The following is a 14,242-nucleotide window of genomic DNA, read 5'->3' on the forward strand; positions in this document are numbered from 1 at the left end:
GTTCTAACGTTTAGACCAAGTTCGCTTCATAAAGAGCAGTATGATTGGATAGATTTCAAGACGTCCTGCAATCATTGCAAAGGATAGTAGAAGTTTTGAAAATGGACTAAAAATGGAGAAACTTGCAGTTGTTCCTAAAATAGGACCGATATTGTTAAAACAACTGAAAACAGCACTCGTGACAACCATTAAATTATTGGTATCTAAACTGACGATGAAAATCAAACTGAGTAGAATCATGATATAAACCACAAAATACTTCAGGATCTTGTGCTGGGTATCCTTATCAATAACCGTTTGATTAACCTGAAGGGTTAACACACGGTGAGGTGATATGGTAGACAAGACTTGATTTTTAGCAATTTTAGACAGGATGACTCCACGGATGATCTTGAGACCACCAGCGGTAGAACCAGCAGAACCACCGATTGCCATCAGCATTAGCAAGATGTATTGAGAAAACAAAGGCCAGTTCGTGATATCTCCATATCCAAAACCGGTAGTGGTAATGATGTTAGATACTTGGAAGAAGGCCATCTCAAAGCTTTGAGAAACTCCGTTATAGAGGTGGAGCGTGTTGAGTGTGATTAGACCAGTAGATATAGCCACAATCAAGAGATATGCTCGGAGTTCTTCATCAAAAAAGAATTCCTTGATACGACGGAGCATGAGGTAGTAGTAGAGATTGAAATTGACACCAAACATCAAAACCCCGACACTTGTCAGATAGGTAATGAGAGAACTGTGATAGTGGGCAATTCCGTCATTATAAACAGTAAAGCCACCAGTACCAGCAGTACCCATAGCGATAACAAAACTATCGTAGAGTGGCATCCCAGCAAGGTAATAAATAACCACAAAGAGGGCAAACATAGCCAGGTAAAGGATATAAAGGATTTGAGCTGTATTTTTTAGCTTAGATACAACCTTGCCAAATACTGGTCCTGGAACCTCAGCCTTCATAACTTCTAGGTGACTATTTTTAGCATTGTCCATAATAGCTAGGGCAAAAACCAGTACCCCCATCCCTCCGATGAGGTGGGTAAAACTCCTCCAAAATAGAAGAGAACGACTTAAGACAGAAACATCATTTAAAATGGTTGCTCCCGTTGTTGTGAAGCCAGAACTAATCTCAAAGAAGGCGTCTATCATATTGGGAATTTGCCCTGAAAAGACAAAGGGAAGGGCACCAAAGAATGACCAGAGGATCCAACAGAGGGCTACAATTAAGACCCCTTCTTTTGCATAGATTCGCTGTTTTTTAGGCTTGCTGATGATGCCGAGAAGACCTAGCACAACAAGGATTCCGATGGTAGAGAAAAGTGCTGTAAAAACTTGACTCGATTCTCGATAATAAAGAGCAATGCTAACTGGAACTAAGAGTAGACCAGCCTCGATCAAGAGTAGCTTTGCAAGAAGAAATCGTACCATACTTCTATTCATAGCTTACCTCTCTAACAGATCATAAATCTTGGTGATATTTGATAGTAGTGTGATGACAACTAACTTATCACCGACTTGAAGGCTATCTTCACCTGTTGGGAAGATTGTTTTTCCGTTGCGGATAATAGCAGCAATTAAAATATCTTTTTTGAGTTTCAATTGAGACAAGGGTTTGCCAGTCATTTTATTGGCTTCCTTGATGAGAAATTGAAGAGTCTCAATATGTCCATTTGCAAGGTGGTGCATCGCTTGAAGATCTGAATATTGGGCATTGGCACGACCGTGGATAAAGTGCATGATAGTATCTACAGCGATGGTTTTTGGTGTGATAATACTAGAAAACTCAGGTGCATGGATAATCTCTAAAAGGCTAGTTCGATTGACCTTGGTGATGTTTTTCTGAACACCAACACTATCTAAGAACATAGATGTAATAATGTTTTCTTCGTCAACGCCAGTTAGAGTTGCGACAGCATCGTAGTGTTGGGCGCTTTCTTCTAGGAGGATATCTTTTGCGGTTCCATCACCTTGCACAATATAGAGTTTTGGATATTTTTGACTGAAAAATGCTGCACGATCTGGATTAAGCTCAATGACCTTGGTATCAATACGGCTATCTTTCAAAATACCAACAAGGTAGTAAGCGATTTTTCCAGCTCCAATAATGAGTAAACTTTTAACGACACGAGATTTGACATAGTTATGAAAAAGCATCATGTCTACACGGTTACCTGTAACAAAGATCCGATCCTTATCTTGGAGGACCATATCCCCACTTGGAATCATGAGCTTATGATCGCGCTCAATGGCACAAACGATAACATTACCAAACTTTTTACGGAAATCAGCAATAGACATCTGACAAATATTACTATCAATTCGAACCTTGAATTCCATCAAACTAACCAAACCACCTGCAAAACGCTCAACAGAAAGAGCATTTGGGAAATCGATGATATTAGCGATAGCACGAGCTGCAAGGAGTTCTGGATTGACAATAAGAGAAAATCCGAGAATATTTTTTTCTTTAAAGTAAGGGTTGGAATACTCAGGATTGCGGACACGGACGATGGTTTCTTTAGCCCCCATCTTTTTAGCTAAGACAGCAGAGACCATATTGACCTCATCATACTGAGTCATAGCGATGAAAATATCGCAGTCTTGAACATTGGCAGCTTCTAGCATGGCAAAGTCAGCCCCATTACCAGCAATTCCAATAATATCAAAACGGCTTGTCATGTAATTAAGAACCGTTTCGTTCTGTTCAATTAAGACAACATCATGATTGTCAGCGACAAGTGAACGACAAAGGGCAGAACCAACTTTCCCCCCTCCGACAAGAATAATCTTCATATTAAATAACCTACTTTTTCAATATGTATCTATCATACTCTTTTTTAGAATAAAATGCACTCGGCAACCGACTCTTTTCATTATTAGGGTAGAAAATTGTCCCACTGATAATCTTACTTGTTAAAAATTTAAGATATAAATCAGCTATTTTCGTGTAATTCTAATGAATACATAAGCATTTTTAGCTAATGTAAATATGTTTGTAAAAAAATTGAAAAAATCAAGTCATTTCTATTGACAATCAAGCTGAAAGTGATATACTAAAACAGTAGTTTCGCTGATTTACTTCAAACCTGTTGTGAGGTAAGTTAACGATGCCTTAACCACGCTGTTTGCTGAGCTTGACTCCGGGCAGTGTGGCTATTTTTTTGCACTAGTGAGAGGAAACAAGGCATGGCAAATCATATTGTATTATTTGAACCCCAGATTCCACAAAATACGGGTAATATTGCTCGTACTTGCGCAGCAACGAATGCGCCCCTTCATATTATCAAACCGATGGGTTTTCCTATTGATGATCGTAAGATGAAGCGGGCAGGTCTAGATTATTGGGACAAGCTTGAGATTCATTTTTATGATAGCTTGGCTGATTTTATGGGAAAAATGGATGGTCAGCTCTACTTGATTTCCAAGTTTGCAGAAAAAGTCTATTCAGATGCAGATTTCACGACAGAAGGAGATCATTATTTTCTCTTTGGGCGTGAAGATAAGGGCTTGCCTGAGGAAATTATGCGTGAGCATCCAGAAAAGGCTCTCAGAATTCCGATGAATGATGAACATGTTCGTAGCCTGAATGTATCTAATACAGTATGTATGATTGTCTATGAGGCTCTCCGACAACAAAACTTTGTGGGCCTCGAACTGGTTCACACTTATGAAACAGATAAATTGAAATAAACACTTAGATAAAATGCTTGCGCTTGCAAGCTTTTTTTGTTATCATAAAGGGGTCTTCAGGGCAGGGTGAAATTCCCGACCGGCGGTAAATTTGACTAGCTATTTTAGCTTTCTCGTCGTTGTCTTGTCTCGATATACTTTAAGTATTATCTTCGACTACGACGCCTAGATAAATCTAAAATATCTTAGCCAAATAAGTCCGCGAGCGCAAGCTGATGTGGTGAGATTCCACAACCGACAGTATAGTCTGGATGGGAGAAGACGAAAGAATGGCTTTGTCTATTCTAATTGATTTTTTATAGGTAAATTGCAACCGCTTGCTAAAAAAAAGAGTGAGGGGGAACTTTTGGAATATAAAAATAAAGGATAGATAGAGGAATCCTTTCCAACTTCTTCTGATTTTATAGAAAATTGGAGGAACCTGTTATGACAAACACACGTCGACTTTCGACCATTGCAATTTTATCAGCACTTTCATTTGTGTTGATGTACTTTGACTTTCCGCTTTTGCCAGCGGCATCATTTTTGAGGATTGAGTTTAGTATTTTACCGGTCCTTGTGGGCTTGGTAGTCTTGGATTTACCAGCAGCTTTTGGAGTGCTTTTCCTTCGGTCCTTGTTGAAAATCCTTCTGAACAATCAAGGGGTTAGTACCTATATTGGTTTACCGATGAATATTGTTGCCTTGGGAGTCTTTGTACTTGCTTTTGGTTTGATTTGGAAAAAAGAGCGAACAACCATGCGTTTCGTCCTAGCTTCACTAGCTGGTATGCTTGGTTTAACTCTAGCTATGCTAGTTCTAAACTATGTTTATGCTGTTCCTTTGTACGCTAAGTTTGCTAATTTTGATATTGAGAAAATCTTAGGATTGAGCAACTACCTGATGACTATGGTTTTGCCTTTTAATCTGATTGAAGGTATTATCTTTGCCATCTCTTTCTGGTTGTTGTTTGTCCTTTTGAAACCAACTTTAAAATACTATGAAAGATAAACAAACATTTATGATGAAGGGCTCTTTTGCCCTTTTACTTTTTATGATTATTGGCTATATTGTCAAATTTTATCCAGAAATGCTGGTCAGTTTTGATCAGCCGATTCAGACTGCCATTAGAGGTGATTTACCTGAGACCTTAACGCTTCTTTTTCGGGCAATTACGCACTTAATTGATATCCCAGTCATTATTAGCTGGGTTTTAATCGTAGCTTTTATATTTTATCGTAAGCAATGGAAGATGGAAAGTTATCTCATGCTGGGAAATCTAGCTTTAGCTGGAATCTTAATCGTAACTTTTAAAAATATTTACCAACGACCACGACCAGAAATTCTACACTTGGTAGAAGAAAAAGGTTTTTCTTTTCCAAGCGGACATTCTCTGGCAGTAACGATTATGGTTGGAACTTTGATTGTGATTTTGAGCCAACGGATTAAAAATACAGTCTGGAGAAAAATCGTTCAAATCTTGCTAAGTTTATACATCTTCAGTGTATTGGTATCAAGAATTTATCTGGGAGTTCACTACCCATCAGATGTGATTGCCAGCCTTTGTGTAGGCCTAGGAGTTTTGTTTATGGAGTTCCCTTTCTACGATAAACTGCGTTTTCAATGGCGCTTCGAAGGAAAGCAGAAGTAGGCATTAACCCTTCTTGAGGAGAAAGAAATGGAAGTCAACATAAAAGATCTTCATCCGAGTCAGCTATACTTATCAGAAAAGAAATTACAAAATATCCAGATGCTTTATCAATCGGTAGAAAAGCACAATATCAATCCAATCAGTGTTCTTGCATTTGGAGATTATTTGTTGATTACAGATGGGCATCACAGGGCTTATCAGGCTTTATTGATAGGCCAGAATACGATTTCTGCAGAGTGGGATAAAGATGGTGGTGATGAACTATATCATCTCTATGCGCAAGCTTGTGAGAAAAGAAAGATATGCTCTGTTCTGGATTTCAAAGATCATATCTTATCTCAAGATGAGTATGAAGCAAAATGGTATAACTGGTGTGATGGTTTTAATCAAGCAGCGGAGCTAGTATTAGGATTAGAAAATGATGACAAAAATCATTCAGATAGATGATTCCTTACGTTTAGTTCCCTATTTTTTAGCAGATCATCAGGATGTAGCTTTGGCCTGGTATCAAGATGTGGATTTGGTGGAACTTGTAGACGGTATTAGAATACCTTATAGTTCAGAAAAATTAAATGCTATGTATTCCTATTTAGAGAGTCACGGGGATTTGTTCTGGATTGAGTTTCGAGAAAAGGGAGAGTGGCTTCCAATTGGGGATGTAACCTTATCTCAGGAGAATCTTCCTATTGTGATTGGCAATCCGACTTATCAACATCAGGGACTTGGACGCAAGGTATTGAAGATTTTGATTGATCTAGCTCGTCAAAAGGGTTGGAAACAATTGAAAGTTCAAGAAATCTACACTTTCAATCGTATCTCTATAAGATGTTTTGAGTCTATTGGATTTGTGGAAAGCGGTACTACTGAAAAGGGCTTGAGTTTTGTACTGGCTTTGAGCGAATGAATTCTTTCCATCATGGTAGAAGATTTTGAAGATTAATTGCACCAAAAAAAGGTGTAACATAAAGAAATATCAAAAATAAAAATTTCTCTTGCAATTTTTTTAAAATAGTGTATAATAGATGGGTATGTGTAAAGCATACTTGTGGGAGGTAAAAATCTCTAAATTACCGCCAAAACCACAAAGGAGGATTTAAAAATGGCTAAAAAAGTCGAAAAACTTGTAAAATTGCAAATCCCTGCTGGTAAAGCTACACCAGCTCCACCGGTTGGACCTGCTCTTGGTCAAGCTGGTATCAACATCATGGGATTCACAAAAGAGTTCAACGCTCGTACTGCTGACCAAGCTGGTATGATCATTCCAGTTGTTATCTCAGTATACGAAGACAAATCATTTACTTTCGTTACAAAAACACCACCAGCTGCTGTTCTTTTGAAAAAAGCTGCAGGTGTTGAAAAAGGATCAGGTACACCTAACAAAACTAAGGTTGCTACAGTTACTCGTGCACAAGTACAAGAAATTGCAGAAACTAAAATGCCAGATTTGAACGCTGCAAACATTGAGTCTGCAATGCGTATGATCGAAGGTACTGCTCGTTCTATGGGATTCACTGTTGTTGACTAATCAATAACATCCCTATATAACCCGCAAGACTTCATCATTTCGAGAAGTGACGTGGGAGATGAAAATCGATTGAACCACTTACAAGGAGAATAGAAAATGGCTAAAAAAAGCAAACAACTTCGTGCTGCTCTTGAGAAGATCGACAGCACAAAAGCATACAGCGTAGAAGAAGCTGTAGCTCTTGCAAAAGAAACTAACTTTGCAAAATTTGATGCAACTGTAGAAGTTGCTTACAACTTGAACATTGACGTTAAAAAAGCTGACCAACAAATCCGTGGAGCAATGGTATTGCCAAACGGTACTGGTAAAACAGCTCGCGTTCTTGTATTTGCACGTGGTGCAAAAGCTGAAGAAGCAAAAGCTGCTGGTGCAGACTTTGTTGGTGAAGATGACCTTGTTGCTAAAATCAACGACGGTTGGTTGGACTTCGACGTAGTTATCGCTACACCTGACATGATGGCTCTTGTTGGACGTCTTGGACGTGTCCTTGGACCTCGTAACTTGATGCCAAACCCTAAAACTGGTACTGTAACAATGGATGTTGCTAAAGCAGTTGAAGAGTCTAAAGGTGGTAAAATCACTTACCGTGCAGACCGTGCAGGTATCGTACAAGCGATCATCGGTAAAGTTTCATTTGAAGCTGACAAGTTGGTTGAAAACTTCAAAGCATTCAACGAAACAATCCAAAAAGCTAAACCAGCTACTGCTAAAGGAACTTACGTAACAAGCTTGACAATCACAACTACTCAAGGTGTTGGTATCAAGGTTGACGTTAACTCACTTTAATTAGTAATGATTTAACATGAAAGGTTGAAGACAAGTTTGTCTCAACCTTTTTTTCTATTAAAAAAATAAAAATACGTATAAACTTTCTAATCTATTTGATATTGTAAAGTATCTAGATAGAAAATTCAGAAAATTTGCTCTTTTCTCTTGAAAATTTTTGAAAAAATGGTATCATAGTAACAAGCTATTTTTAAGAGAAGAGAAAGGGGAACGATGGAGAAAATCATTTTAGACTCACCTAAGTCGGGATCGGATCTTGTTTTGGAAACACTTCGCGACTTAGGAATCGACACGATTTTTGGTTATCCTGGTGGAGCAGTACTTCCTTTATATGATGCTATTTATAATTTTAAGGGAATCCGCCATATTCTAGGTCGCCATGAGCAGGGCTGTCTTCACGAAGCTGAAGGTTATGCTAAGTCAACAGGAAAACTGGGTGTTGCAGTCGTCACAAGCGGACCAGGAGCTACAAATGCCATTACAGGGATCGCAGATGCTATGAGCGATAGTGTTCCCCTTTTGGTCTTCACAGGACAAGTTGCAAGAGCGGGAATCGGTAAGGATGCTTTTCAAGAAGCTGATATCGTTGGTATCACCATGCCAATCACTAAGTACAATTATCAGGTTCGAGAAACTGCGGATATTCCGCGAATTATTACAGAAGCTGTGCATATTGCGACTACAGGTCGTCCAGGGCCAGTCGTCATTGACCTACCAAAAGATGTTTCTGCGCTTGAGACAGACTTCATTTACTCTCCAGAGATAGATTTACCAAGTTATCAGCCAACACTTGAGCCAAATGATATGCAAATCAAGAAGATCTTGAAGCAACTCTCTAAGGCTAAGAAGCCAGTTTTGTTAGCTGGTGGTGGAATTAGCTATGCTGAGGCTGCAGCAGAGTTAAATGAATTTGCAGAGCGTTATCAAATACCAGTTGTGACAAGTCTTTTGGGACAGGGAACAATTGCAACTAGCCATCCACTGTTTTTGGGAATGGGCGGAATGCATGGTTCCTTTGCAGCAAATATTGCCATGACTGAGGCTGATTTTATGATTTCTATTGGTTGTCGCTTTGATGACCGTTTGACTGGAAATCCTAAAACCTTTGCTAAGAATGCAAAAGTAGCGCATATTGATATCGATCCTGCAGAGATTGGTAAGATTATCGCAGTTGATATTCCAGTTGTCGGTGATGCGAAAAAGGCTTTGCAGCAGTTACTAGCTGAGCCAAACGTTCGTAACAATACTGAAAAGTGGATTGAGAAAGTTACCAAAGATAAGAATCGTGTTCGTTCTTATGATAAGAAAGAACGTGTGGTTCAACCTCAAGCAGTTATTGAACGCGTCGGTGAGTTGACCAATGGCGATGCCATTGTCGTAACAGACGTTGGACAACACCAAATGTGGACGGCTCAATATTATCCTTACCAAAACGAGCGTCAATTGGTAACATCAGGTGGTCTAGGAACCATGGGATTCGGAGTCCCAGCAGCTATTGGTGCTAAGATTGCTAATCCAGATAAAGAAGTTGTTCTCTTTGTCGGAGATGGCGGTTTCCAGATGACCAATCAGGAATTGGCAATCTTAAATATTTACAAGATTCCAATCAAGGTCATCATGCTTAATAACCATTCACTCGGGATGGTTCGCCAGTGGCAAGAAGCCTTCTATGATGGTCGAACTTCAGAGTCGGTCTTTGATAGCCTTCCAGATTTCCAATTGATGGCTCAAGCCTATGGAATTAAGAATTATAAGTTTGATAATCCTGAAACTCTTGAGAAGGATTTGGAAGTCATCATGGAAGATGAACCAATGTTTATTGAAGTAGACATTTCTCGGAAAGAACATGTTTTACCGATGGTACCAGCTGGTAAGAGTAATCATGAGATGTTGGGGGTGAAGTTTAATGCGTAGAATGTTAACAGCCAAACTTCAAAACCGTTCAGGTGTTCTCAATCGCTTCACAGGAGTCTTATCGAGACGCCAAGTCAATATTGAAAGCATTTCTGTTGGCGCAACTGAAAATCCAAATGTATCACGAATTACCATTATCATCGATGTTGCCTCACATGATGAGGTGGAGCAAATCATCAAACAACTTAATCGTCAGATTGATGTAATTCGTATTCGTGATATTACGGATCAGCCCCACTTAGAACGAGAAGTAATTCTTATAAAGGTTTCAGCGCCTGCTGAAAAACGTGCAGAAATTTTGGCTATTATCCAACCTTTCCGTGCAACAGTAGTCGATGTAGCTCCAAGTTCCATTACCATTCAGATGACTGGGAATGCAGAAAAGAGTGAAGCTTTGATTCGAGTCATTCGACCTTACGGTATTAAGAATATCGCTCGTACGGGTGCAACTGGATTTACCCGCGACTAATACTCTTCGTAAATCTCTTCAAACTACGTTAGCGTCGCTTTGCCGTAGGTATATGTTACTGACTTCGTCAGTCTTATTTACAACCTCAAAGCAGTGCTTTGAGCAACCTACAGCTAGCTTCCTAGTTTGCTCTTTGATTTTCATTGAGTAAAAGAATCCAACTTAAATTTGTTAAACTAGCCTAACAGGCAATAAAAATAGAAAAGAGAGAAAAAACTATGGCAGTTCAAATGGAATACGAAAAAGATGTAAAAGTAGCAGCACTTGACGGTAAAAAAATCGCCGTTATTGGTTATGGTTCACAAGGACATGCGCACGCTCAAAACTTGCGTGATTCAGGTCGCGATGTGATCATCGGTGTACGTCCAGGTAAGTCTTTTGATAAAGCAAAAGAAGATGGTTTTGACACTTACACAGTAGCAGAAGCAACTAAATTGGCTGATGTTATCATGATCTTGGCACCAGATGAAATCCAACAAGAATTGTACGAATCAGAAATTGCTCCAAACTTGGAAGCTGGGAATGCTGTTGGATTTGCACATGGTTTCAACATTCACTTCGAATTCATCAAAGTTCCTGCAGATGTTGATGTCTTTATGTGTGCTCCTAAAGGACCAGGACACTTGGTACGTCGTACTTACGAAGAAGGATTTGGTGTTCCAGCACTTTACGCTGTCTACCAAGATGCAACAGGAAATGCTAAAAACATCGCTATGGACTGGTGTAAAGGTGTTGGTGCAGCGCGTGTAGGTCTTCTTGAAACAACATACAAAGAAGAAACTGAAGAAGATTTGTTTGGTGAACAAGCAGTTCTTTGTGGTGGTTTGACTGCTCTTATCGAAGCTGGTTTTGAAGTCTTGACTGAAGCTGGTTATGCTCCAGAATTGGCTTACTTTGAAGTTCTTCACGAAATGAAATTGATCGTTGACTTGATCTATGAAGGTGGATTCAAGAAAATGCGTCAATCAATTTCAAACACTGCTGAATATGGTGACTATGTCTCAGGACCACGTGTAATCACTGAACAAGTCAAAGAAAACATGAAAGCAGTTCTTGCGGACATCCAAAATGGTAAATTCGCCAACGACTTTGTGAATGACTACAAAGCTGGACGTCCAAAATTGACTGCCTACCGTGAACAAGCAGCTAACCTTGAAATTGAAAAAGTTGGTGCAGAATTGCGTAAAGCAATGCCATTTGTCGGTAAAAACGACGATGATGCATTCAAGATCTACAACTAATTTTTAAGAATATAAACAGAAGGCGAGTTGGGGGGAACCTAACTCGCTTTTTATCTTGAAAACTCATCTGGGAGGAGATTATGCTAAGTGCAAAAGATGTGGTGAAAGCCCACAAGGTTTTGAGTGGTGTAGTAGCCAATACACCACTTGACTACGATCATTATTTATCCGAAAAATACGGAGCGAAAATTTATCTTAAGAAGGAAAATGCTCAACGTGTCCGTTCTTTTAAAATTCGTGGAGCTTATTACGCTATCTCGCAATTGACAAAAGAGGAACGTGAACGTGGTGTAGTGTGTGCTTCAGCGGGCAATCACGCTCAAGGAGTTGCCTACACATGTAATGAGATGAAGATCCCTGCAACAATCTTTATGCCAATTACGACACCTCAACAGAAAATTGGTCAGGTTCGTTTCTTTGGAGGAGATTTTGTTACGATCAAATTAGTAGGGGATACTTTTGATGCTTCAGCCAAGGCTGCTCAAGACTTTACTGTAGCTGAAAATCGTACTTTTATTGATCCCTTTGATGATCCCTATGTTCAAGCTGGTCAGGGTACGGTAGCCTATGAAATTTTAGAAGAAGCTCGTAAAGAATCTATTGATTTTGATACTGTCTTGGTACCTGTTGGCGGTGGAGGTCTCATTTCAGGTGTTTCTACTTATATTAAAGAAACAAATCCTCAAATTGAGGTCATTGGAGTCGAGGCTGAAGGTGCTCGTTCTATGAAAGCTGCCTTTGAAGCTGGGGGACCGGTTAAACTTAAAGAAATTGATAAATTTGCGGATGGGATTGCAGTGCAAAAAGTAGGGCAGTTGACCTATGAAGCAACACGAAAAAATGTTGAAACTCTTATCGGTGTAAATGAAGGCTTGATTTCTGAGACCTTAATTGATCTTTATTCTAAACAAGGGATTGTAGCTGAGCCTGCGGGTGCTGCTAGTGTTGCAGCCTTGGAAGTATTATCCGATTATATTAAGGGCAAGACTATTTGTTGTATCATTTCTGGAGGGAATAATGACATCAACCGTATGCCAGAGATGGAAGAACGTGCCTTGATTTATGATGGTATCAAGCATTACTTTGTAGTGAATTTCCCACAACGTCCGGGAGCACTTCGAGAGTTTGTAAATGATATCTTAGGACCTCATGATGATATTACTCGTTTTGAATATATCAAACGAGCTAGCAAGGGAACTGGTCCAGTACTAATAGGGATTGCACTTGCTGATAAACATGATTATGCGGGATTGATTCACCGGATGGAAAAATTCGACCCGTCTTATATTAACTTGAATGGGAATGAGACCCTATATAATATGCTTGTTTAATATGCTATGAAATTTTTATCATATTATTTGCCTAACCTATTTACTAGTGCTATAATGTAAGTGAAGAAAGGGGGAGATTCCCATGGTTTTAAAAGTTATACTTGTTCTAATTATTCTAATGCTTATTGTAGGAGCTATATTAATGAGCTCAATCTATGTTGTTCGACAACAATCAGTAGCTATCATTGAACGATTTGGTAAGTATCAAAAATTGAGCAATAGTGGTATTCACCTAAGAGCACCATTTGGGATTGATAAAATTGCAGCTCGTGTACAACTGCGTCTCTTGCAAAGTGAAATCGTTGTGGAAACCAAGACTCAAGATAACGTATTTGTGACGATGAATGTTGCGACACAGTACCGAGTAAATGAACAAAATGTTACAGATGCTTACTATAAACTAATGAGACCTGAGGCTCAAATCAAATCTTATATTGAAGACGCATTGCGCTCATCAGTTCCTAAGTTAACTTTGGATGAATTGTTTGAGAAAAAGGATGAAATTGCATTAGAAGTTCAAAAACAAGTAGCGGAAGAAATGTCAACGTATGGGTACATTATCGTCAAAACGCTCATTACCAAAGTAGAGCCGGATGCGGAAGTCAAGCAATCGATGAATGAAATCAATGCTGCTCAACGTAAGAGAGTAGCAGCACAAGAATTGGCCGAAGCAGATAAAATTAAGATCGTAACAGCGGCCGAAGCAGAGGCAGAAAAGGATCGCTTACATGGTGTGGGGATCGCAGAGCAACGAAAAGCAATTGTTGATGGACTTGCTGATTCTATTAAAGAGTTAAAAGGAGCCAATGTTGAATTAACTGAAGAGCAAATCATGTCAATCTTGTTAACTAACCAGTATTTAGATACATTGAATAATTTTGCAGAAAAACAAGGTAATAATACAATTTTCTTACCAGCAAATCCTAACGGAGTTGAAGATATACGAACCCATATATTATCGGCTTTAAAAGCCAAGTAAACCAAATCTTAACGTCTTATTTGATTGGATATATGTTTTGTTATTGACAAATGCCATAAAAACGTATACAATTAAATATCGTAAAGAATAAAATAGGAGAAAAACATGGCTAAGACTAACTTTGAAAAAGTAGAATCAGTTGTTAGCTGGGTTCGTGATAAGAAGATCACTGGTTATCGTATTTCTAAAGAAACGAATGCACGTGAAATGTCTATCATTGCTCTAGCTCAAGGACGTGCAAAAGTTAAAAATATTTCCTTTGAAACAGCCCTTGGATTAATTGATTTCTATGAAAAAAATCATGAAAAATTTGAAGATTAATCTTTGGATACTAGCAGACTCTAATTAGAGTCTGCTTTTATTTATGGAACGGCGATATAGCCATGCTATGACCTACTAAACAAATCTATCTGTTAGGATGAACTAGGTTGACAGTAGAGGAGTGATCTCACTCACTCATGAAAATCAAATATAAGATTAGGAATAGAGTTACAAGCATTACTTGCTCAGGAAATAGAAGAAGGGATAAAAGTGATTTTAAAGTATATAAAAAGAGGTCGGGATAAAAAACTCCGACCTTGATTTTTATATTCTTATGTTCATGAGCCTTTGACTCAATGTTGATTTGGGATTGAATAGGAAAACAACTCTTGGTTGAAGAGGTTTATTCAACC

General features: G+C 38.8%; 15 protein-coding genes and 1 riboswitch. Of the genes, 13 read left to right on the plus strand and 2 right to left on the minus strand.

Features of this window, described 5'->3' with window-relative positions; genetic code table 11:
* Positions 1-3: 3 nt before the first annotated feature.
* Positions 4-1,443 (minus strand): TrkH family potassium uptake protein, encoded by a 1,440-nt coding sequence (locus AC3E7H_RS06815; protein ID WP_375555689.1) that lies wholly within the window; start codon positions 1,441-1,443, stop codon positions 4-6.
* Positions 1,444-1,446: 3 nt separating this feature from the next.
* Positions 1,447-2,796, minus strand: coding sequence for a Trk system potassium transporter TrkA (trkA, locus tag AC3E7H_RS06820; protein WP_000691699.1), 1,350 nt, complete (start codon positions 2,794-2,796; stop codon positions 1,447-1,449).
* 393 nt (positions 2,797-3,189) lie between these two features.
* On the opposite strand from trkA, the gene AC3E7H_RS06825 reads away from it, so the two are divergent.
* From AC3E7H_RS06825 to AC3E7H_RS06885, 13 genes are all read left to right on the plus strand, one after another.
* Positions 3,190-3,693 carry a tRNA (cytidine(34)-2'-O)-methyltransferase gene (locus AC3E7H_RS06825; protein WP_075227583.1) on the plus strand — a complete coding sequence of 168 codons (504 nt, stop codon included), beginning with the start codon at positions 3,190-3,192 and terminating at the stop codon, positions 3,691-3,693.
* A 48-nt stretch (positions 3,694-3,741) separates the two neighbouring features.
* A riboswitch (FMN riboswitch) is annotated at positions 3,742-3,960 on the plus strand.
* A 159-nt stretch (positions 3,961-4,119) separates the two neighbouring features.
* Positions 4,120-4,683, plus strand: coding sequence for an ECF transporter S component (locus tag AC3E7H_RS06830; protein ID WP_490676288.1), 564 nt, complete (start codon positions 4,120-4,122; stop codon positions 4,681-4,683).
* A complete protein-coding gene (locus AC3E7H_RS06835) occupies positions 4,673-5,323 on the plus strand; it encodes a phosphatase PAP2 family protein (protein ID WP_490676289.1) in 651 nt (216 codons plus the stop codon). The genes AC3E7H_RS06830 and AC3E7H_RS06835 overlap by 11 nt, the downstream gene beginning before the upstream one ends.
* Before the next feature lie 27 nt (positions 5,324-5,350).
* On the plus strand, positions 5,351-5,770 hold the full coding sequence (locus AC3E7H_RS06840; protein ID WP_485731663.1) for a chromosome partitioning protein ParB: 420 nt from the start codon (positions 5,351-5,353) through the stop codon (positions 5,768-5,770).
* Positions 5,745-6,227, plus strand: coding sequence for a GNAT family N-acetyltransferase (locus tag AC3E7H_RS06845; protein WP_414258032.1), 483 nt, complete (start codon positions 5,745-5,747; stop codon positions 6,225-6,227). Before AC3E7H_RS06840 ends, AC3E7H_RS06845 begins: the two co-directional genes overlap by 26 nt.
* 195 nt (positions 6,228-6,422) lie before the next feature.
* A complete protein-coding gene (rplK, locus tag AC3E7H_RS06850) occupies positions 6,423-6,848 on the plus strand; it encodes a 50S ribosomal protein L11 (protein WP_001085808.1) in 426 nt (141 codons plus the stop codon).
* A gap of 96 nt (positions 6,849-6,944) precedes the next feature.
* Positions 6,945-7,634, plus strand: a complete 690-nt coding sequence (rplA, locus tag AC3E7H_RS06855) for a 50S ribosomal protein L1 (RefSeq protein WP_001085672.1) — start codon at positions 6,945-6,947, stop codon at positions 7,632-7,634.
* Positions 7,635-7,847: 213 nt separating this feature from the next.
* The gene (locus AC3E7H_RS06860; protein WP_070460105.1) at positions 7,848-9,548 is read left to right on the plus strand and encodes an acetolactate synthase large subunit; all 1,701 of its coding nucleotides are present in this window, start codon (positions 7,848-7,850) and stop codon (positions 9,546-9,548) included.
* The gene (ilvN, locus tag AC3E7H_RS06865) at positions 9,541-10,017 is read left to right on the plus strand and encodes an acetolactate synthase small subunit (protein WP_001253809.1); all 477 of its coding nucleotides are present in this window, start codon (positions 9,541-9,543) and stop codon (positions 10,015-10,017) included. Before AC3E7H_RS06860 ends, ilvN begins: the two co-directional genes overlap by 8 nt.
* 218 nt (positions 10,018-10,235) lie before the next feature.
* On the plus strand, positions 10,236-11,258 hold the full coding sequence (gene ilvC, locus AC3E7H_RS06870) for a ketol-acid reductoisomerase (RefSeq protein ID WP_235097868.1): 1,023 nt from the start codon (positions 10,236-10,238) through the stop codon (positions 11,256-11,258).
* An 80-nt stretch (positions 11,259-11,338) separates the two neighbouring features.
* The gene (gene ilvA, locus AC3E7H_RS06875) at positions 11,339-12,589 is read left to right on the plus strand and encodes a threonine ammonia-lyase IlvA (RefSeq protein ID WP_490676290.1); all 1,251 of its coding nucleotides are present in this window, start codon (positions 11,339-11,341) and stop codon (positions 12,587-12,589) included.
* Positions 12,590-12,671: 82 nt separating this feature from the next.
* Complete coding sequence (locus AC3E7H_RS06880; RefSeq protein ID WP_000243418.1) at positions 12,672-13,568, plus strand: SPFH domain-containing protein; 897 nt, start codon at positions 12,672-12,674, stop codon at positions 13,566-13,568.
* Between the two features lie 105 nt (positions 13,569-13,673).
* Positions 13,674-13,889 (plus strand): capsule biosynthesis transcriptional regulator, encoded by a 216-nt coding sequence (locus tag AC3E7H_RS06885; protein WP_001140700.1) that lies wholly within the window; start codon positions 13,674-13,676, stop codon positions 13,887-13,889.
* Positions 13,890-14,242 lie beyond the last annotated feature (353 nt).

The sequence above is a fragment of the Streptococcus sp. SCPM-O-B-15304 (M98) genome, assembly GCF_058200215.1.